Origin of the sequence: Pelomonas sp. Root1217, from assembly GCF_001425705.1 — a bacterium.
Classification (GTDB): domain Bacteria; phylum Pseudomonadota; class Gammaproteobacteria; order Burkholderiales; family Burkholderiaceae_C; genus Pelomonas.
In genome coordinates, this window is record NZ_LMDC01000001.1 from 879,996 (window position 1) to 900,348 (window position 20,353).

Below are 20,353 nucleotides of genomic sequence, written 5' to 3' on the forward strand. Positions count from 1 at the left end.
GAGCGGGCCGCACGCCGGGACGCTCCAGAGCCGACAGACCCGTCAAGGGATCAGCCGGCGTACTCACCGGACGAGGGGATCCATTGAGCAAAAAACATTTTCTGGAATTCGAGCAGCCCATCGCCGAGCTCGAGACCAAGATCGAAGAGCTGCGTTATGTGCAGAGCGAGTCGGCGGTCGACATCTCCGAGGAGATCGACCGCCTCTCCAAGAAAAGCCTGCAGCTGACGAAGGACGTCTACTCCAACGTGGCGCCCTGGCAGGTCTACCAGATCGCCCGCCATCCGCAGCGCCCGCAGACGCTGGACTACTGCTCGGAAGTCTTCACCGAGTTCCAGGAACTGCACGGTGACCGCCACTTCGCCGACGACGCGGCCATCGTCGGTGGTATCGCGCGCTTCAACGGCCAGGCCTGCATGGTCATCGGCCACCAGCGCGGCAGCGATGCCAAGGAGCGCACGCTGCGCAACTTCGGCATGCCGCGCCCTGAGGGCTACCGCAAGGCGCTGCGCCTGCTGAAGCTGGCCGAGAAGTTCGGCCTGCCGGTCTTCACCTTCATCGACACCATGGGCGCCTACCCTGGCATCGGTGCCGAGGAGCGCAGCCAGAGCGAGGCCATCGGGCGCAACATCCTCGAGATGGCGCAGCTCGAAGTGCCCATCATCGCCACCGTCATCGGTGAGGGCGGCTCGGGTGGTGCCTTGGCCATCGGCGTGGCCGACCAGGTGCTGATGCTGCAGTTCGCGGCCTATTCCGTCATTTCGCCGGAGGGCTGCGCGTCCATCCTGTGGAAGAGCAGCGAGCGCGCCTCCGATGCGGCCGAGGCCCTGGGCATCACAGCCCACCGCCTGAAGGCGCTCGGCCTGATCGACAAGATCGTCAGCGAGCCGGTGGGCGGCGCGCACCGCGACGCCAAGCAGATGGCGTCCAACCTGAAGCGCGCGTTGAGCGACGCGTTGCGCCAGGTCAGCGACCTCAAGACTCGTGAACTGGTGGACCGCCGCTACGAGCGCCTGCAGGCCTATGGCCGATTCGGCGACACCAAGAACAGGTGATGCGGTCGCCGTCGCATTCAGCGGCGGCCTGGATTCCACGGCCCTGTTGCATGCGACCGCCCGCGCGGCGCAAGGCAACAGGGTCGTTGCCTTTCATGTCCACCACGGCCTGCAGCCGCAGGCCGACGACTGGGTCACGCATTGCGAGCGCGTGGCGCATGAGTTCGGAGCGGCTTTTGTCTGCACGCGGCTGAGCGGATCGCCGGCGCGCGGCGACAGCGTGGAGGCCTGGGCTCATGCGGGCCGGCATCGCGCCCTGCATAACATGGCTGTCGCGGCGGGTGCAGATCTGCTGCTGTTGGCCCATCACCGTCAGGACCAGGCGGAGACCTTCGTCCTGCAGGCTTTGCGCGGTGCCGGCACGGCAGGCCTTGCTGGCATGCCCAGGGCGCAATGGCGCGACGGCGTCTGCTGGGCGCGGCCCTGGCTTGATCAGCCGCGCGACCTCATTCGCGCCTACGCCGAGCAGCATGGGCTCAGCTGGATCGAAGACCCGAGCAACGCCGACCCGCGCCATGCGCGCAACCGGCTGCGCCAGACGCTTTGGCCAACCTTTGCGGCGGCCGAGGCGGGCCTGGCCCGGTCGGCGCGCTGGGCCCAGGAGGCTGAGGAACTGGCCGCGGAAGTTGCGGCATCCGACCTTGGGGCGCTCGCGACGGTCGAGCGGCTGGATCTGGCCGCCGTGTTTCGCCTGTCGCCTGCCCGCGCAAGCAACGCGCTGCGCTCCTGGCTGTCGCAGTACACGAGCGTGCCCGCCAGCCTGGTCGAGCGACTGCGGTCTGAATGGCAATCGGGCGCCACGCTGTCCTGGCCAGCGCCCGGTGGTGTCGTGCACGCTTATCGCGACGGCCTTTACTGGGCCGCCGAACCGGCCGCCCCACCGGCGACCTCGATGCTGGATCTGAGTCGCCCCGGCCTGCATCCTCAGCCGGCCTGGCAGGGCGCCTGGCTTGTCGAGCCGGCCTCGCCCGGGATCGCGGTGGCGCGACTCGCCCAACTGACCCAGCGCGCTCGCACGGGCGGCGAGCAATTCCAACGCGCCCCGGCCTCCGTGCGGCGCGCCCTCAAGAAGGCCTGCCAGGAAGCCGGTCTGCCGCCGTGGCGACGCGGCGGCCCGCTGCTTTTCGACGCGCAGCAGCGCCTCATCGCCGTGGCCGGGCTTGGCATGGACGCCCGTGCCTTCGCCGATCAAGATGAGCCGAAGCTGTCCTTGCGCTGGCTGGAGGACGCAGCCTTGCCGCAGAGCGAAGGCGAGGGCGGGACTGCCGCATAAAATCTGGGGTTTGCGAGCATCCGTCCCGGCAGCTCACTCTTCCAGCCTTCGCTCAAACACATGGCTCTGATCGTCCACAAGTACGGCGGCACCTCGATGGGGTCCACCGATCGCATCCGCAACGTGGCCAAGCGCGTCGCCAAATGGGTGCGCGCCGGCCACCAGATGGTGGTCGTGCCCTCGGCGATGAGCGGCGAAACCAACCGGCTGCTCGGTCTGGCCAAGGAGCTGTCGCCCACCAGCATGACGCCCGCCGTGATGCGCGAGATGGACGCCATCGCCGCCACCGGCGAGCAGGTCTCCGTCGGGCTGCTGGCCATCGCGCTGCAGGCCGAAGGGCTGGAAGCCGTCAGCTACGCCGGCTGGCAGGTGCCGGTGGCCACCGATTCCTCCTTCACCAAGGCCCGCATCGAGAGCATCGATGACGTCCGCGTGCGTGCCGATCTGGCGGCGGGCAAGGTGGTGGTCATCACCGGCTTTCAGGGCATCGACCCGGAAGGCCACATCACGACGCTGGGCCGCGGTGGCTCCGACACGTCGGCCGTGGCGATCGCCGCGGCGATGAAGGCCGCCGAATGCCTGATCTACACCGACGTGGACGGCGTCTACACAACCGACCCGCGTGTGGTGCCCGAGGCGCGTCGCCTGAGCACCATCACGTTCGAGGAAATGCTGGAGATGGCGTCGCTCGGCTCCAAGATCCTGCAGATCCGCTCCGTGGAGTTCGCCGGCAAGTACCGCGTGCCGCTGCGCGTGCTGTCCAGCTTCACCCCGTGGGACATCGACATCACTGAAGAGGCCGCCTCCGGCACGCTGATCACTTTCGAACAAGAGGATGACAACATGGAACAAGCCGTCGTTTCGGGCATTGCCTTCAACCGTGACGAGGCCAAGGTGACGCTGCTCGGCGTGCCCGACAAGCCCGGCATCGCCTTCCAGATCCTCGGCCCCGTGGCCGAGGCCAACATCGACATCGACGTCATCATCCAGAACGTCTCCCACGACGGCAAGACCGACTTCTCCTTCACCGTGCATCGCAACGACTACGCGCGCACGATGGAGTTGTTGCAGAACACCGTCGGCCCGGCCACCAACGCCAGCAAGGTCGTCGGCGACCCCAAGATCTGCAAGGTCTCCATCGTGGGCATCGGCATGCGCTCGCATGTCGGCGTGGCCAGCAAGATGTTCAGGGCGCTGAGCGAAGAGGGCATCAACATCCAGATGATCTCCACCAGCGAGATCAAGACCAGCGTCGTCATCGACGAGAAGTACATGGAGTTGGCCGTGCGCGCCCTGCACAAGGCCTTCGACCTGGATCAGGAAGCCACCGCCACGGCCTGATTTCCGTCTGAAATCGCTCTGCACTGGTATAGAATGCGGGGCTGTGCTGGAGACGTGACCGAGTGGCCGAAGGTGCTCCCCTGCTAAGGGAGTATTTGCGCTAAAACGCGAATCGAGGGTTCGAATCCCTCCGTCTCCTCCAAACACATCAAAGCCCGTCCTTGCGACGGGCTTTTCTTTTCGGCGTGCCAACAGCGGTGCTTCCAGGCGATTCGTCACGAATTGATCGTTTCGAGTCCAAATTTGCCAAATTGCCGAGTGATTCGGTTATTTATGATCGCCACGTGGCGATCAAGGCAATAAATCGGATGGGGCATGGCCTCATCACCCTGCTGGTGCTGGCTGGCGGTCTGCTGGCCGCTGGGGCCGCTCGGGCCGTGCAGCCACCCACACACGCTCCGCCAGCGTCGCCCGCCGCCGTCCGGCTTTTCGTGCCCTTCATGGCCGGCGGCGAAGCCGACGACTCGGCGCGAAATTTCGTCCAGAGCGCGACACGCGTTGGCGGCCCGGGCTTCGAGATCGTCCATCTGACGGCTGAATTGGGTGCCGCAGCCGGGCGGGCTGTCAGGCAAGCCGCGCCCGATGGCATGTCGCTATTGCTGGCGCGGGTGGGCAGCGTTGCCATCCTGCCGGCACTATCGCCACGCACGGCGGCGCCGTTGAGTGACTTCACGGTGCTGGCCGTGCTCGACCAGGCGCCACTCATCTGCGCCGTCCGCAGCAGCACGCCCATTGGGTCCATGCGCGAGTTGCTGGCAGCCATCGCCGCGGCACCAGGGCAGTTGCGCTACAGCACGAGCGGCGCCGGCAGCCTGCAAAACCTCGCCGTGCGCTATCTGCTGGCATTGAGCGGCCTGCCGGGCGACGCGGCCAAGCCGGTGCATTTCGGCCAGGACTCACTGGCCACCCAGGCCCTGCTCAATGGCGATGTGGATTTCAGCTGCAACACCGCGCGCAGCATCGTGCCGGCCGTGCAGTCGGGCGCGCTGCGTGGGTTGATGACGACGGCCCAGGGGCGGCTGAGGTCGCTGCCGCAGTTGCGCAACGCCGCCGAGCTCGGCCTGCGCGATATGCAGCAGTTGCAGGGTTGGTCGGCCCTGCTCGGGCCAGCCGGCATGCCGGCCGGGGCCGTTCAGCGCTGGCGCGTGCTGCTCGACAAGGTGGCCGCCGATCCTGAGTGGCAGGCCGGCACCGAAGCGCTGAACGCGTCGGCCCGCATCCAAGCAGTCAAGGACCCGACGCCGTACTTGCGCCAGCAGGGGCAGTTCTATGAGCGCCTCGTGACGACGCTGGAGGCCCGGCCATGAGCTCGGACGGCCTTTCGCGTCGTCGGCTCTGGCCCTGGGTCGTGGATGCGACGCTGGTCGTGCTCATCTTGGTGGTGGGCCTGGCAGGCAGCGTGGGCGCCTATCGCGCGCTGGCGCTGAAGGTTGCGGGCCAGCAGCGCGAGCTGTTGAACGCCATGGGGCAGAGCGTCGTGGGTGCCTTTGATCTGCAATTGGTGAGGGTGGTGGAGACACTGCAGGCGGCCAGCCGGATGTTGTCGGCCCAACCGGGGCTGACGCGCGCTCAATTTGCGCGCTATGGCGCCGGCCTGGTCACCGACTCCTCGGCCCTGACCTTGCTGGAGTGGCAGCCCGTCGTGCCGCATGCGCAGCTGGCAGAGTTCGAGAGGCAGGCGAATCTGGAGCAACCGGGCTATCGCGTCGTCGAGCCGGCGTCGCAATACCAGGGCGAGGGGCTCATCGCCGCGCGCGAGCGCGACGTGCATGTGCCGGTGCGCTATTCCTGGCCCGAGAACGGCTCCGCCGTGGGTGTGGACATGGCCTTCGACCCGCGCCGCATGCGCTCCAAGCTGCTCGCCCGCGATGCCGGCGTGCCCATCGCGTCCGAGACATTTCCGTTGATCCGGCTTGGCCAGCAGGCGGTCGCCATCAGCGGCTTTGCGGTATCTGCGCCGACCTACCGGGGCACACAGCCGGCGGGTGTCGAGGCGCGTCGTCGCGAGCTGACGGGCTTCCTGGCCGGCGTTATCGAGCTGCCGACGCTGATGGCCGAGGCGGCGCTGCGGGCTGACGCCAATGGCCTGGATGTCTTCGTCTTCGACCAGGAGGAGAAGCACCGGCTCATCTATTCATCGGCCGGCAGTGAGCCCTTCCAGTCCGACGAGCGCGACACGGCGCTGAGCATCGACGTGGGTGGGCGCCTCTGGCAACTGGTGCTCAGGCCTCGGCCCGGCGCGCTGGCTGGGGAAGGTGACCAGACACCCCTGCTGGTCCTGGCCGCAGGCAGCCTGGCAACCCTGCTCGTCGCGTTGGCGGTGGCGCGCAGCCTCGTCGTCAGGCGCCACCTGGAGCGGACCGAGGCGGACCTGGCTGAAGATCGTCAGCGCATGGCCAATGTGCTGGACGGGACGGCGGCCGGCACCTGGGACTGGCATATCGACACCGGCCGGCTCAACGTCAACGAGCGGTGGGCCCAGATGCTGGGCCGCAGCCGCGCCGAACTTGAACCCGTGACGAGAACGACCTGGGAAAGACTCTGCCATCCCGGCGATCTCATCGAGTCGAGCCTGGCGATGAAGCGCCATTTCAGTGGCGCGGACGAACGCTACACCGCCGAGTTCCGCATGCGCCACGCCGATGGCCACTGGGTCTGGGTGCAGAGCAACGGCAGCGTCTTCGAGCGTGACGCCCAGGGGCGCCCGCTGCGATTGGCCGGCACGCACATGGACATCTCCCGCCGCAAGGCTGACGAGCAGCGGCTGTATGACGACGCCCGCGCCCTGGAGGCGGCAAACCGCCAGTTGCGCGACCTGGCCATCGTCGACGCCCTGACCGGCGCCTTCAACCGGCGTCATTTCAATGATGTCTGCCTGGCTGCCCTGGCCGGCGCCCAGCGCGGCCAGGCCGTGGCGCTGTGCATGCTCGATGTGGATCATTTCAAGGCCTACAACGACCGCTACGGTCACCAGGCTGGCGATGCCGTCCTCAAGGCCCTGGCACAGACGCTCAAGGACTCCCTCAAACGCTCCACCGATGCGTTGTTCCGTCTGGGGGGCGAGGAGTTCGGCGTGATCTTCTCGGCCACGTCGGCCGAGATGGCGCTGGATTTCGTCGAGCAGCTCAACGCCGCCTTGCATGGCCTGGCCATGCCCCACGAGGGCAGCCCGCAACGGGTGGTGACGGCCAGCTTCGGCCTGGCCTGGTGGGCCGGGCCGACCTCCAGTCTGACGCCCGAAGTCATGTATGCAGCGGCCGACGAAGCCTTGTACGAGGCCAAGCGCGGCGGGCGCGACCAGATCGTCATGCGCTGTTTCCTGGCTGGCGAAGGCGAGGCGCAGGACGAGGTGCGGGCCGCGGCGGCGGCACGATGACCGGCCGTCAGGCGTAGCGCGTTGCGCGGCCCCCGCGCACGAAGGCCCAGAGCTCCAGCCCCAGGCCGCGCGCGGTCGCAATGGCCAGGCTGCTGGGGGCAGACATGCAGGCCAGCAAGCCGACGCCGGCCATCGCCGTCTTGTGCACGAGCTCGAAACTGGCCCGGCTGGACATCAGCACGAAGCCCTTGCGTGCGTCGGCATCGCTGCGGGCAAGGGCGCCGGTCAGCTTGTCCAGTGCGTTGTGGCGGCCGATATCCTCGCGCACCAGCAGCAGTTCGCCGCTGGGCAGACACCACGCCGCACCATGCAGGCCACCGCAACGCGCATTGAGCACCTGGGCGGCGGGCAAGGCAGTGAGGGCACGGTCCAGAGCTCCCGAGGCGAGCGTTGGCGCAACGACGGCGGCGGGTTGCAGCGCGCCGAGCAAGGCCAGGCTTTCGACGCCACAAAGGCCGCAGCCGGTGCGGCCCGCCAGCGTACGCCGGCGCACCTTCAGGCGCTGCTCGCAGGCGGCGGTCACCGTCAAGGCCAGTTCGATGCCTTCGGGCCGCGTCTCGATCTCGACGTCCAGCAGTTCGCGCCGCGACGTGAACCAGCCTTCCGCGAGACCGAAGCCGAGGGCGAAGTCCTCCAGATCGGCCGGCGTGGCCAGCATGACGGCCTGGGAGACTTCGTTGACCGTCAGCGCCACGGGCACCTCGACAGCCACCTCTTCTTCGGTCGCCGTATTCAGGGGTTTCAATGTCCGCAGCGCGGCCTCGGTTTCCATGGCGGCGATGATAGAAGCCTCGCTTTGCCGGAGTCGCTGTGTACCTGCCCGCCCACTTCAAGTCTGCCGACCTCGAACATGCGCTGCGCCTGATCGGTGAGCATCCGCTGGCCTTGCTGATCGGGCCGGACGCGCAGGGCGAGAGCTTCGGCAGCCATCTGCCGCTGGTCGTCGTGCCGCAGCAGGACGGCCTTGTGCTGGAAGGCCATATGGCTCGCGCCAATCCACATTGGGGCTGGCTGTCACAGCAGAAGAGCCTGCTGGCTGTCTTCAGCGGCCCGAGCGCCTACATCAGCCCGAGCCACTATGACGCGGTGCAGAACGTGCCGACCTGGAACTATGCGGCACTGCATGCCTATGGCGACATCGAGTTGATCGACGGCCAGGCCGACAAGGACGGGCTGCTGAAGCGCCTCATCGGCCGCTTCGAGCCCGAGTACGCCGAGCAGTGGCGTGGCCTCAACGAGGACTACCAGCGCAAGCTGCTGGGCGCCATCGTCGGCTTTCGCATCCGCGTGACGCGCTGGGAGCTCAAGCTCAAGCTGAGCCAGAACCGCGCGGCGGTGGAACGCGAGCGCATCCGCGACGCGCTGGCGGCTTCGCAACAAGCCGAGGCGCGCGACGTGGCCGCGTGGATGGCGCGGCTGCAGGCCTGAGCGGCCCAGGGGTGGATTGGGAAATATTGCCCCGCAATCGCTCAGGAGTTTGATCCGGTCTCGCCGTGCCCGCGCGCTACCGTCCGGCCGCCTCATGACAAGGCGATCGGGACGAAAACGCGAATGATCGAGACAAGCCATCCGCTGAACTTCCGCCGGTGCGCCACGGCGCTGGCTGCCGCACTGGCCATGTCCTTGCTGGCACCGCATGTGTTTGCCGATGTGGCGCTCACTGGACCCGTCGCCGAGCAGCGATCAGTCGGGCCGCTGTGGGGCTATGAGCTGGCGCAGCGCACGCCCGACCCGGCCGTGCGTTTCGGCCGCCTGCCCAACGGCCTGCGCTATGCCCTCCAGCGCAACGAGACGCCCAAGGACGGCGTGGCCATGCGCATGCGCATCGGCTCGGGCTCGCTGCAGGAGCGCGACGAGGAGCGCGGGCTGGCCCATTTCCTGGAGCACATGGCCTTCCGGGGCAGCGCCAACGTGCCGGACGGCGAGGTCGTCCGCATGCTGCAGCGCCAGGGCCTGCGCTTCGGGGCCGACACCAACGCCTCGACCGGGCTGGACCAGACGATCTACCACTTCAACTTCCCCAAGGCCGACGCCGCCGCGCTGGACACGGGGCTGATGCTGTTCCGCGAGATCGGCGACCGGCTGACGCTGGACCCGCGGCTCGTCGAGCGGGAGAAGGGGGTGATCCTGTCCGAGGAGCGCGTACGCGATGTGCCGGTGATGCGAGCCGCCTTCGCCCAGTTGCAACAGCAGCTGGAGGGGACGCGGGTGACGCAGCGCCTGCCCATCGGCCGCATCGAGACCGTCCAGGCCGCCACGACCGAGCGACTGCGCCGCTACTACGCGGCCAACTACCGGCCTGACAACGCCACGCTGATCGTCGTCGGCAACATCGACGTGGACGCCGTGGAGCGCCAGATCCGCGAACGCTTTGCCGACTGGCGCAACGCCACGCCGCCCGACACGCCCGACCTGGGCGTGGCCCGGCCGACACGGCCGACCGTCGAGTTCGTGGCTCCGGACGCCCCGAGCGCGCTCACGCTGACTTGGTTGCGGCCAGTGGATATCCGCCCGCACACGCCGGCGGTGTCGCGTGAGTTCCTCGTCCAGGGTCTGGCAGTCAGTGCACTCAACCAGCGCCTGAGGGATCGCGCGCAGCAGCCGGGCAGCCCCTTGATCGGCGCCACGGCCAGCGTCCAGGCCTCCGTCTACCGGGTGACTGGGCTGGCCCAACTGGCGGTGCACGCGCAACCGGGGCGATGGACCGACGCGCTCGACGCGGCAGTGGCCGAGCTGAGGCTACTGCTGGTCCATGGTGTGACCCAGGCAGACCTGCAGCGCCTGCTGCCGGGCGTGCGCAGCCAGATGCAGGCCCGCCTGGCCCAGGAGCCCACGCGACCGCACGCGGCCATTGCGGACCGGCTGATCAACGCGGTCCAGCCGCATGCCCCGCACCTCAGCGCGCAGCAGGCGCTGACCGAGACCGAACCCTTGCTGGCCGCCCTCCGGCCCGAAGAGCTGACCGCCGCGTTGCGCCTGTGCTTCGCAGGCGCCCAGCCGCTGCTGTTCCGCAGCACTCAGACCGGCGCCTTCGGTGTGGAGAAAGTGACCCAGCAGTTGGCCCATGCGATGACACGGCCGATCGCTGAGCCGGTGGCCGTCGCGGCCACGGACTGGCCTTACACCGACTTCGGCCCGCCCAGCGCCATCGTGGCCCGCACCCAGGACGTCGAGTTGGGCACGACGAATGTCCAGTTCGCCAACGGCACGCAGCTGGTGATCAAGAGCACCTCGCTGCAGAAGGACAGGGTGAACGTACGGGTTCAGCTGGGCCAGGGGCGCGCCGGCATCGCCGCCAGGCATTGGCACGCCATTTGGGCCTTGGGCTACTCACTGCCGATGGGGGGCACCGTGCAGCGGTCGACGGCGGAAATCTGGCAGTGGCGGCAGCTCAGCGGCAAGCGCATCGACCTCGGCTTCAGCGTGGGTCAGTACGCTTTCATGCTGTCGGGCATGACCCGCCCCGCCGACCTGCTGGCCCAGATGCAACTGCTGGCGGCCCATGCCCGCGACCCCGGCTTCCGCCCCGAGTTCGGCGAGAAGCTGGCCGCGCTGGGAGGATCGCAGGTGGCCTCGCTGGAGGCACGGCCCGCCGCAGTCCATGAGCGCGAGGTGTCGCGCGTCATGAACCGCGGCGATGCGCGCCTTGGCATCTCGCCCAGCGCTGCCGACGTGAGGGCCACGCGCGCCGACGAGCTGCCCGTCATCCTGAAATCGGCGCTGGCCAGCGCCCCGGACATCTTCATCGTCGGCGACGTGAGCGAAGACGCCGCCATCGCCGCCGCGCAGGCCACCTTCGGCGCCGGCGACGAGCGGCCACGGCAGCCGCGTGCCGCGCTGAAGGCCGAGCCCGTAACGGTCGGCGGTGCGCCCCACGTGGTCTACCACCGCGGTCGGGCCGACCAGGCGGTGCTGGGCTGGTACTGGTCCATGCCCGACCACTGGACGAATCCAGCGCTGTCGTACACCGGCCGCGTGGCCGGCGCGGTGCTGCAGGCCCGCTTGGTGGAAACCGTGCGCGCGAAGCTGGGCATCACCTACTCGCCGCTCGCTGGGGCTTCCGCCTCGCTGGACGTGCCGGGCTCGGGGCGCCTCTTCGTGAACATCGAAACGCCACCGGAGAAGTTCGACGCCGTCCGCGAGCTGCTGCGCGCGCAACTGCGCGAGCTGGCCGACCAGCCTATCAGCGCCGACGAGCTGCAACGTGCCAGGCAGCCTCGGGTGGAGAGTGTGCTGAAGGAGCCCGAGAGCCCGTCGTACTGGGTCAGCTGGCTGGCGCGCATCCAGGCGGATCCGCGCATGAAGGACGCCATGCTGGCCGAAGTCGCCGGGTTGCAGGCCGTGAAGGCGGAGGACGTGCAAGCCTATTTCCATGATCACATCGCGCCGCGTCCGCCCGTCGAGGTGGTCGCGCGCGCCGCCGGGTCGTAGGCGTTAGGACTCGACCGTCTCGCCCAGCGCCCGGCGCAGCGCCATCGCGGCATGCGGCGCGCGCTCCTTGGCGCCGCTGATGAAGTAGACGAAGACGTCGCGCGGCGCTGCGGCTTCGGCCGGTGCAGGCTCGATGCGCGGCACGCCGTCGGGCTCGCCACCTTCGGCCCAGGTCTGCGCGGCGATTGCGAGCGCCGGGAACACCTCGGGCTTGCAGCCCAGCGGTTCGTCCGAGTGGGTGCGCATGATGCGGGTGTAGACAAAGTCGCCCGTCGGCTCGGCAATCGGTGGGTAGTCGTCGGACTCGGTGAACACCGTCGCGGCCTTGTACTGCCGGGCCAGCGCCAGGTACTCGGGACATTGAAAGCTGGCGTGGCGCACATCGAGTGCATGGCGCAGCTTCAGGCCGTCGACCTCGGCCGGCAGCAGTTCCAGAAAGGCCGTCAGGTCGGCCGCGTCGAACTTGTGCGTCGGCGCCAGCTGCCAGACGATGGGACCGAGCTTGTCGCCGAGTTCGGCAATGCCGCTGTCGATGAAGCGCTTGATGGAGTCGGCCCCGTCCGCCAGCACGCGCCGCTGCGTCGCGAAGCGGATGGCCTTCAGCGAGAACATGAAGCCCTCGGGCGCGGTGTCGCGCCACTTGGCGAAGGTGGCGGGCTTTTGCGCGCCGTAGTAGGTGCTGTTGATCTCGATGGCCGTCAGGCGCTGGCTGGCGTACTCCAGCTCACGCGCCTGGGGCCAGCCTTTGGGATAGAAGTTGTCGCGCCAGGGCTCGAAATTCCAGCCGCCGATACCGACCCTGATCTTGCCGTCTGCCATGCCATCCGCTCCGTCCAGAAGAGAAGAGCCGTCAGCTTACATGCCCGCGTAGTTAGGACCGCCGCCGCCCTCGGGCGTGACCCAGACGATGTTCTGCGTCGGGTCCTTGATGTCGCAGGTCTTGCAGTGCACGCAGTTCTGCGCGTTGATCTGCAGCCGCTCGCCGCTGCCGGTCTCGTTGGGCACGAACTCGTAGACGCCTGCCGGGCAGTAGCGGCTCTCCGGGCCGGCGTATTTGGCGAGGTTGACCTGCACCGGCACGGAGTTGTTCTTCAGCGTCAGGTGGGCCGGCTGGTTTTCCTCGTGGTTGGTGTTGGAGATGAACACCGACGAGAGGCGGTCGAAGGTCAGTTTGCCATCGGGCTTCGGGTAGCTGATGGGCTTGCATTCGACGGCCGGGCGCAGCGACTGGTGATCGCCCTTGTGGTTGTGCAGCGTCCAAGGCGGGTTCTTGACACCCAGCTTGGGCAGCAGCCACTGCTCGATGCCCGTCATCAGCTGGCCGGTCGTCTTGCCCTTCTTGAACCAGAGCTTGAAGTTGCGCGTTTGCTGCAGTTCCTCGTTCAGCCAGCTCTTCTCGAAGGCCGCGGGGTAGGCGGCCAGCTCGTCCTGGGCGCGACCGGCTTCCAGCGCGGGCGCCAATGCTTCGGCGGCGAGCATGCCGCTCTTGATGGCAGCGTGGCTGCCCTTGATGCGCGCGGCGTTCAGGTAGCCGGCGTCGCAACCGATCAGGCAGCCGCCGGGGAACACCGTCTTGGGCAGGGCCTGCGGCGTGCCGTTGTTGATGGCGCGGGCGCCGTAGCCGATGCGCTTGCCGCCCTCGATGTGGGCACGGATGGCCGGGTGGGCCTTCCAGCGCTGCATCTCCTCGAACGGGCTCAGATAGGGGTTGTCGTAGTCCAGGCCGATGACGAAGCCCAGCGTGACCTTGTTGCCTTCCAGGTGGTAGAGGAAGCCACCGCCGAAGGTGTCGCCCTCCATCGGCCAGCCGGCCGTGTGCACGACCTTGCCGGGTTGGGCCTTGTCCGCCGGAACCTCCCACAGCTCCTTCACGCCGATGGCATAGGTCTGCGTGTCCTTGCCTTCGCTCAGCTTGAACTTCTCCAACAGTTGCTTGCCCAGGTGGCCACGGGCGCCTTCGGCAAACACTGTGTATTTGCCGAGCAGTTCCATGCCGAGCTGGAAGTGGTCGGTCGGCTCGCCGTCCTTGCCCAGGCCCATGTTGCCGGTGGCCACGCCTTTCACACGGCCCTGCTCGTCGTACAGCACCTCAGCGGCGGCGAAGCCGGGGAAGATCTCGATGCCGAGTCCCTCGGCCTGCTGCGCCATCCACTTGACGACGTCGGACAGGCTGATGACGTAGCAGCCGTGGTTGTGGAAATTGCGAGGCACGAGCCAGTCGGGCGTGCGCTGGCTGCCCGTCTCGGACAGAAACAGCACGTCGTCGCCGGACACGGCCTGGTTCAGCGGCGCCCCGAGTTCCTTCCAGTTCGGGAACAGCTCTTCCATCGCACGCGGGTCCATCACGGCGCCCGACAGGATGTGAGCGCCAGGCTCCGAGCCCTTCTCCAGCACGACGATGTTGGCATCGGGCTTGAGCTGCTTCAGGCGGATGGCCGTGGCCAGGCCGGCCGGGCCGCCACCGACGATGACCACGTCGTATTCCATGGACTCACGGGGGCCGAACTGGGCGAGGATCTCTTCGGACGTCATGCAGGTTCTCCGTCAGCTTTTGAATTGCGCGCGATTCTAGAGAGGCTGGATTGCGAACCGAACGATCGTGCTTTTTTAGGTTGCGCGGTCTAGACCGGTAGGATGGACGCAACCCACTCGGAAGGCAGTCCCATGAGTTACTCCATCAATCTCGAAGGCCGCGTGGCCTTGATCACCGGTGCGTCCAGCGGCCTGGGCGCGCAGTTCGCCAAGACCCTGTCCCAGGCCGGCGCCTGCGTCGTGCTGGCGGGCCGGCGCGTCGAGCGGCTGAAGGACCTGCGCGCCGAGATCGAGGGCAATGGCGGCGATGCCCATGTGGTGCAGCTGGACGTGACCGACGTGGCCAGCATCAAGAGCGCGGTGGCCCACGCCGAGACCGAAGTCGGCACGCTCGACATCCTGATCAACAACTCCGGCGTGTCCACGACGCAGCGCCTCACCGACGTCACCGAGAACGACTACGACTACGTGATGGACACCAACACGCGCGGCGCCTTTTTCGTCGCGCAGGAGGTGGGCAAGCGCATGCTGGCCCGCGCGCGCGGCTCGGCGCCAGGCACCTTCATCGGCGGGCGCATCGTCAACGTCGCGTCCATGGCCGGCCTGCGCGTGCTGGGCCAGATTGGCGTCTATGCGATGAGCAAGGCCGCGGTCATCCACATGACGCGAGCGATGGCGCTGGAGTGGGGCCGCTACGGCATCAACGTGAACGCCATCTGCCCGGGCTATATCGACACCGAGATCAACCACCACCACTGGGGCACCGAGCAGGGCAAGAAGCTGGTCGACATGCTGCCCAGGAAGCGCGTCGGCCAACCGAAGGATCTGGATACGTCACTGCTGATGTTGTGCGCCACCGAAAGCCATTTCATCAATGGCGCGGTCATCCAGGCCGATGACGGATTCGGAGTCTGAATGCTGAAGCGAGACCTGACCCCGCTGGAGGCTCGCGTCCTCGCCGTTCTTGTCGAGAAGGAAAGCACCGTGCCGGACAGCTATCCGCTGTCCGCCAATGCGTTGACAGCGGGCTGCAACCAGAAGACGGCGCGCGACCCGGTCATGGACGTCAGCGAGGCCGAGGTGCTGGCCACCGTGGAGGAGCTGAAGGCCTTGCACCTGGTCACGACGGTCAGCGGCAGCCGCGTGGTGCGCTATGAGCACAACTTCGCGCGCGGCATGGGCGTGCCGGGTGCAGCGATGGCGCTGCTGACCCAGCTGATGCTGCGCGGCCCGCAGACGGCGGCCGAACTGCGCCAGAACACCGAGAGGCTGCACCGCTTTGCCGATGTGTCGTCGGTGGAGGGCTTCCTGGAGGAGCTGTCAGAGCGCGAGCAGCCTTTTGCCATCAAGCTGCCGCGGGCCCCGGGTGCCCGTGAGGCACGCTGGGCCCACTTGCTGTGCGGGCCCGTCGCGTCCGTACAGCAGGCAGCGGCCGCCGCTCAACCGCGCGATGAAGAGGTCGCCTTGTTGCGTGCCGAGGTCGCCGCACTGCGCAGCCTCGTCAATCGCATCGCCGCGGAACTCGGCATCACGCCATGAGATACATCGTCCCGGCCAAGAAGAAGCTCACCTATGAGTGCCGCATCACGATGCGTTGGGGCGACATGGATGCGATGGGCCACATCAACAACACGCTGTATTTCCGCTATCTGGAGATCGCGCGCGTCGACTGGCTGACGCAGATCGGCGCCGCGCCCAACCCGGGCGGGCAGGGGCCGGTCATCGTCAACGCCTTCTGCAACTTCTATCGCCAGCTGAAGGCGCCAGGTGAGGTGCTGGCCAGGCACTACGTCAGCGACGCGGGCCGAACCAGCTTCGAGACCTGGATCACGCTGGAGCGCGCCGACGAACCCGGCGTCATCTACGCCGAGGGCGGCGCGACGACGCTGTGGTTCGACGCGCAGACCGACAAGGCCATTGCCCTGCCGGACTGGGTGAGAAACCTCGTCACCTGAAGGCGTACTTCAAGCTGGCGTAGATGTAGCGCCCGCGCGGGTCGGTGTAGCTGGGGTCGTAGCCGGACAGGAAGAACCAGGCCTGCTGCGAGAACGGCGGCGCCTTGTTGAGCATGTTCTGCACGCCGACGCGCAGCGTCGTCGACTTGTTGGCCTCCCAACCGGCCGACAGGTTCCACAGCGAGTAGGCGGACACCTTGCGGTCGGGCTTGCCGATGATGTGCTGGTCGTTGTAGCCCTGCAGATAGCTGTTGGACAACGTCATAGACACGGGGCCAGTTTCCCAATCCAGGCTGACCGTGTGGCGCCAGCGCTGCACGACGCCGTCGTTGATGAAGACGCCGAGATTGTTGACGAAGGGGTCGCCGTCGCCGGTCTGCTGCTGGGACTTCAGCGTCAGCGTGCCGTTGACGCGCAGGCCGAACTGGCCGAATCCGGTCTTCAGGCCGTTGAGGTTGACACCGAGGTCCAGCCCGGAGATGCGCTGCTTGCCGCGGTTCTCCTTGAAGAGGTCGATGGCCTCGATGGCGTCGTCTTCATCGCGGTGGACCAGGCTGCCGTACTTGGCCAGGTTGCCCAGGATGACGTCCACGCCCAGCGTGCTGATCAGGTTGCTCTTCTCGATGTTCCAGTAGTCGGCATTGAGGCCGACGCCGCGCCGCGGTTCGAAGACGATGCCCAGCGAGAACTGGCGCGACTTCTCGGGCTTGAGCTTGGCATTGCTGAAGTTGCGCGTAATCCAGATGTCCGAGCAGTCGGTGGGCGTGTTGGTTGGGTCGGCGGCCATGCAGACGGGGTCGACCAGCGTGGCTGACTGACCTTCGGTAACGGGGCGGTACAGGTCCGACAGGCTGGGTGCGCGGAAGCCCTTGCCGATGGAGGCGCGCAGCAGCAGCTCAGGCATCGGCACGTACTTCAGGCCCAGCTTGGGGCTGGCTGCGCCGCCGCTGACCTGGTAATGCTCATAGCGCAGCGCGGCCGACAGCTCCAGCTGCTTGGTGATGGGCGCGCTGAGCTCGCCGAACACGGCAGCCACCTTGCGCGACTTGCCGAAGTCGGAGTCCGGGCCTTGCGTGGTCTCGCCGAGGATGAGGTCTTGCTTGAGCGCGTCGGACTGGTGGTAGTTCTGCTTCTCGCGCCGGTATTCCCCGCCGATGGCCACGGCCAGGTCGCCGCCGGCCAGTTGCGTCAGCGACTTGGAGGCCTTGAAGTCCAGGCTGTCCATGTTGCCGGTGGCGTGGCGCACCTCGCCGCGGATCTGCGACTTCTCGTACAGCGCCAGGCCGGCGGCGCTGGAGGGGCCAAAGGCGTTCAGCGTGCCGTTGGCGAAGCCATCCAGGATCATCTGCTCGTTCAGATAGCCCTGGTAGTCCCGGTCGGAGACCTTGCTGGTGCTGTGGTTCAGCGCCCATTCATAGTCCCAGCCGCTCACCAAGCCGGTCATGCCGGCCACCACGCGCTGGGTGGTCGACACCAGTTCACTGGTGCGCAGGCCGGCCTCGGACAGGCGGGTGCGTACGGTGATGATGCGCTCCTCGTCGTCGGCGTCCAAGCTGTTCAGCGCACTGCTCGCGAAGGCCGGCACACGGGACACGTCCATGTCGGCATCGACCCGGTTGGGCGTGCCGGTGTAGAGGGTGCGCGCCCTCGCCAGCGACACCTCGGCAAAGGCCTGGTGGCCGCCGCCGAGGTTGAAGATGCCGCGGCCGAAGAGGCTGCTTTTCTTCGACTTCGGATACAGCTCGATATCGCGCATGTAATCAAAGGTGCAGCCATCCGCGCCGCCGATGCCGTCTGGCAGGTAGAGGCTGGCCGGCGGGTTGCAGCCGGCGGCAGCCGCCGGATTGACGGTCTTGGAGTCGATGACCGTCGTGCCGTTGCTCTTGTAGCCCTCGCTTTTCAGCGTGTCGCGCTGGTAGTTGGACAGCCGGATATTGCCCGGGAAGCTCGCGCTGGACAGCAGGTCCGGCAGCCGGCCCGGAATGTCCAGGTCCTTGATGAACTGGCGCTTGGAGGCGTTCAGGCTGCTGGTCTTCTGCACGTCCAGTACGCCGAAGATGTTGAACCCGTCGCGGCCAAAGTCGCCGAAGCCGCCGGCCACGGTGGCCGAGCGCTTGGCGGCGCCATGGCCCTCGGTGGTGTTGCCGGCCAGCGCGTTGATCTCGACGCCGCTGAAGTCCTTGCGCGTGATGAAGTTGATGACGCCGCCGATGGCGTCGGAGCCGTACAGCGACGAGGCGCCGTCGAGCAGGATCTCAACGCGCTGGATGGCGGCGGCCGGGATGCTGTTCAGGTCCACGCCCGCCGCGTCGCCGGGCGAGGCGAAGTTGGCCACGCGGCGGCCGTTCAGCAGCACCAGGGTGGACGACACGCCCAGGCCGCGCAGATTGGCCGCGTTGAAGCCCATCTGGTCGCGAAAGCCCCCGTAGGCCACGCTGCCGCCGTCGGTCAGGTTGTTGGCGCTGGCGCTGATGCGGGCGATCAGCTCAGCGGCCGTCGTCACGCCGGCCTTGTCGATTTCGCCCCGTGTGATGACCTGCACCGGCAGCGCCGTCTCGCCCTCGATGCGCTTGATCGCCGTGCCGGTGATCTCGACGCGTTCCAGCGTCGACTGGGCCTGGGCGGCGCAGCTCAGCGCAAGCAGGGCCGCTGCAGCAGCAGTGACGGCAATGCGGGAAGGGCAGGGGGTTTTCATGGGCGGCTCTCCGTGGTTCGGGCGAGTCTAGGCATGGCGGCGCTAGCTGCCGGGCCCCAAGGCGGCGATTCGTCTCGTACGCGCCACGCCCTCGTCGTTTGAATTAGGGGCGAATGGTCATCGGCGCTCTGTCATCATGCGCAGTCTGACCAAGGAGGGTAGAGGGCATGAGGGCATGGATCTGGGCCGGTGTGGCGGCAATGGCAGCGGCCATGGGCGTACAGGCGGCTCCGCCGGCGACGGCACCCGCGGCGAGCGCGTCGCAGGGCTTCCGCCTGCTGCGTCCGTCGACGCCGGCTTCGGCACCCCGCGCCGCGGCACCGGCGCCTGCCAAGGCCGCGTCTGCCGTTCCGGCCGCCCCGGCGCATGCCCCCGGGGCGCTGCAGCCGTTGCCCGAATCCGAGCCCGCCATCCGCGGCTATGCCGTGCCCATTGGCGGCGCGCTGAAGGCCGACAACGAGGAGGTCTGGCAACGCATCGTGCAACTGGCCGGCGGCAAGGGCGCGCGCTTCGTCGTTTTCGGCACCGCCAGCGAAGATCCCGAGGCCAGCGCCAAGCAGATCGTGGATCTGCTGCAACGCCGGGGCGCCGTGGCCGAGGCCTTGCCGGTGGCGCCCAAGTTCCTGTGGGTGGACCTGAGCAAGGTCGTGCGCGACCCGGCCCTGATCGCCAAGGTCAAGGCCGCCAAGGGCATCTTCTTCACGGGTGGTGTGCAGGAACGCATCGTCGATGTGCTGCAGCCCGGTGGCCAGAGCACACCCATGCTGGAGGCGATCTGGGACGTCTACCGCAAGGGCGGCGTCATCGCCGGCACGTCGGCCGGTGCGGCCATCATGAGCACCGTGATGTTCCGCGACCCGCCCAGCAACATCAATATCCTCAAGGGGCGCTTTTCGGATGGCAAGCAGATCGATCGCGGGCTGGGCTTCGTCGGCCCGCATCTGTTCGTCGACCAGCACTTCCTCAAGCGCGGCCGCTTCGGCCGCATGATTCCACTGATGATCGCCAAGGGCTACAAGATCGGCCTGGGCGTGGACGAGAACACCGCCGCCATCATCCGCGGTGACGAGATCGAGGTCATTGGCGACCGTGGCTGCCTGGTCGTGGACCTGACCGAGGCCAAGAGCGATCCCTCGCTGGGCGCTTTCAACGTGCAGGGCGCCCGCCTGTCCTACCTTGAGCATGGCGACCGCTACCACCTGCGTGCACGCTCGACGACGCCGTCGGCGCCCAAGCTGCGCGGTGAGCTGCATGACGCCGAGTCGCCCAATTTCAAGCCCAGCTACATCGACGACGTCTTCCACCTCGACATGATGGGGGACTCGACGATCTCCAACGCGATGACGCGCCTCATCGACAGCGTGCGCAAGGAGGTCAAGGGCCTGGCCTTCGACGTGCTGCCGCGCACCAACGACCCGCTGGCCGAGCTCGGCTTCCTGTTCCGCCTCTACAAGGGCTCCGACTCGCTCGGCTGGAGCACCGAGGAGTTCGGCGGTGAGCAGTTCACGGTCACCAACCTCTACCTCGACATCAGCCCGGTGCGCTTGCCGATGCCCCTGTATGGCGGCTGGTCGGGGCCACCCAAGCCTGCGGCCAGCCTGCCCGCCACGAGCGTTCCCGCAGCATCGGCGCCCTCGGGCCAGTGAGTCGGCAGTCGGCTGCAGCGCTTGGTCACAAGCGTTGCTTTTCCTCGGG

The 20,353-nt window shown here is 67.6% G+C and carries 15 protein-coding genes and 1 tRNA gene; 12 read left to right on the top strand and 4 right to left on the bottom strand.

All coding sequences use genetic code 11. The features are described from left to right. Positions 1–83 precede the first annotated feature (83 nt). The 6 genes from ASC95_RS04060 (at position 84) to ASC95_RS04085 (ending at position 7,045) form a co-directional block, all read left to right on the top strand. A complete protein-coding gene (locus ASC95_RS04060) occupies positions 84–1,055 on the top strand; it encodes an acetyl-CoA carboxylase carboxyltransferase subunit alpha (RefSeq protein ID WP_057296460.1) in 972 nt (323 codons plus the stop codon). Next, a complete protein-coding gene (gene tilS, locus ASC95_RS04065) occupies positions 1,024–2,328 on the top strand; it encodes a tRNA lysidine(34) synthetase TilS (RefSeq protein WP_082567464.1) in 1,305 nt (434 codons plus the stop codon). Before ASC95_RS04060 ends, tilS begins: the two co-directional genes overlap by 32 nt. Before the next feature lie 60 nt (positions 2,329–2,388). Next, positions 2,389–3,669, top strand: a complete 1,281-nt coding sequence (locus ASC95_RS04070; RefSeq protein ID WP_057296462.1) for an aspartate kinase — start codon at positions 2,389–2,391, stop codon at positions 3,667–3,669. Positions 3,670–3,717: 48 nt separating this feature from the next. Beyond that, positions 3,718–3,811: transfer RNA gene (locus ASC95_RS04075), tRNA-Ser, on the top strand. Between the two features lie 166 nt (positions 3,812–3,977). Continuing rightward, a complete protein-coding gene (locus ASC95_RS04080) occupies positions 3,978–4,976 on the top strand; it encodes a tripartite tricarboxylate transporter substrate binding protein (protein WP_057296463.1) in 999 nt (332 codons plus the stop codon). After that, positions 4,973–7,045, top strand: coding sequence for a GGDEF domain-containing protein (locus ASC95_RS04085; RefSeq protein ID WP_057296464.1), 2,073 nt, complete (start codon positions 4,973–4,975; stop codon positions 7,043–7,045). The genes ASC95_RS04080 and ASC95_RS04085 overlap by 4 nt, the downstream gene beginning before the upstream one ends. 7 nt (positions 7,046–7,052) lie before the next feature. Here ASC95_RS04085 and fdhD read toward each other — a convergent pair whose 3' ends face one another. Beyond that, positions 7,053–7,817, bottom strand: a complete 765-nt coding sequence (gene fdhD / locus ASC95_RS04090; RefSeq protein ID WP_057296465.1) for a formate dehydrogenase accessory sulfurtransferase FdhD — start codon at positions 7,815–7,817, stop codon at positions 7,053–7,055. Between the two features lie 38 nt (positions 7,818–7,855). Here fdhD and ASC95_RS04095 point away from each other — a divergent pair, with 38 nt between their 5' ends. After that, positions 7,856–8,473: an FMN-binding negative transcriptional regulator gene (locus ASC95_RS04095; protein WP_057296466.1), complete on the top strand. Its 618-nt coding sequence runs from the start codon at positions 7,856–7,858 to the stop codon at positions 8,471–8,473. Between the two features lie 123 nt (positions 8,474–8,596). Beyond that, positions 8,597–11,476: a pitrilysin family protein gene (locus tag ASC95_RS04100; protein ID WP_057296467.1), complete on the top strand. Its 2,880-nt coding sequence runs from the start codon at positions 8,597–8,599 to the stop codon at positions 11,474–11,476. Between the two features lie 3 nt (positions 11,477–11,479). Here ASC95_RS04100 and ASC95_RS04105 read toward each other — a convergent pair whose 3' ends face one another. Together ASC95_RS04105 and ASC95_RS04110 are read right to left on the bottom strand one after the other, a co-directional pair. Beyond that, positions 11,480–12,295, bottom strand: a complete 816-nt coding sequence (locus ASC95_RS04105) for a DUF72 domain-containing protein (protein WP_057296468.1) — start codon at positions 12,293–12,295, stop codon at positions 11,480–11,482. 36 nt (positions 12,296–12,331) lie between these two features. Continuing rightward, positions 12,332–14,008 carry an electron transfer flavoprotein-ubiquinone oxidoreductase gene (locus tag ASC95_RS04110; protein ID WP_057296469.1) on the bottom strand — a complete coding sequence of 559 codons (1,677 nt, stop codon included), beginning with the start codon at positions 14,006–14,008 and terminating at the stop codon, positions 12,332–12,334. A gap of 132 nt (positions 14,009–14,140) precedes the next feature. Between ASC95_RS04110 and ASC95_RS04115 the strand changes: the two genes are divergently transcribed. Genes ASC95_RS04115 through ASC95_RS04125 form a run of 3 tightly spaced genes read left to right on the top strand, consistent with a single transcriptional unit; the run spans position 14,141 to position 15,963 of the window. Further along, entirely contained in the window at positions 14,141–14,923 is a 783-nt protein-coding gene (locus tag ASC95_RS04115) for an SDR family oxidoreductase (RefSeq protein WP_057296470.1), read from the top strand. Further along, entirely contained in the window at positions 14,924–15,547 is a 624-nt protein-coding gene (locus ASC95_RS04120) for a YceH family protein (RefSeq protein WP_057296471.1), read from the top strand. Then, positions 15,544–15,963 carry a thioesterase family protein gene (locus ASC95_RS04125; RefSeq protein ID WP_057296472.1) on the top strand — a complete coding sequence of 140 codons (420 nt, stop codon included), beginning with the start codon at positions 15,544–15,546 and terminating at the stop codon, positions 15,961–15,963. The genes ASC95_RS04120 and ASC95_RS04125 overlap by 4 nt, the downstream gene beginning before the upstream one ends. Here ASC95_RS04125 and ASC95_RS04130 read toward each other — a convergent pair. After that, positions 15,956–18,658, bottom strand: coding sequence for a TonB-dependent receptor (locus ASC95_RS04130; protein WP_057296473.1), 2,703 nt, complete (start codon positions 18,656–18,658; stop codon positions 15,956–15,958). The two genes, ASC95_RS04125 and ASC95_RS04130, sit on opposite strands and share 8 nt — an antisense overlap. Positions 18,659–18,825: 167 nt before the next feature. On the opposite strand from ASC95_RS04130, the gene ASC95_RS04135 reads away from it, so the two are divergent. Then, a complete protein-coding gene (locus ASC95_RS04135; RefSeq protein ID WP_082567465.1) occupies positions 18,826–20,304 on the top strand; it encodes a cyanophycinase in 1,479 nt (492 codons plus the stop codon). Positions 20,305–20,353 lie beyond the last annotated feature (49 nt).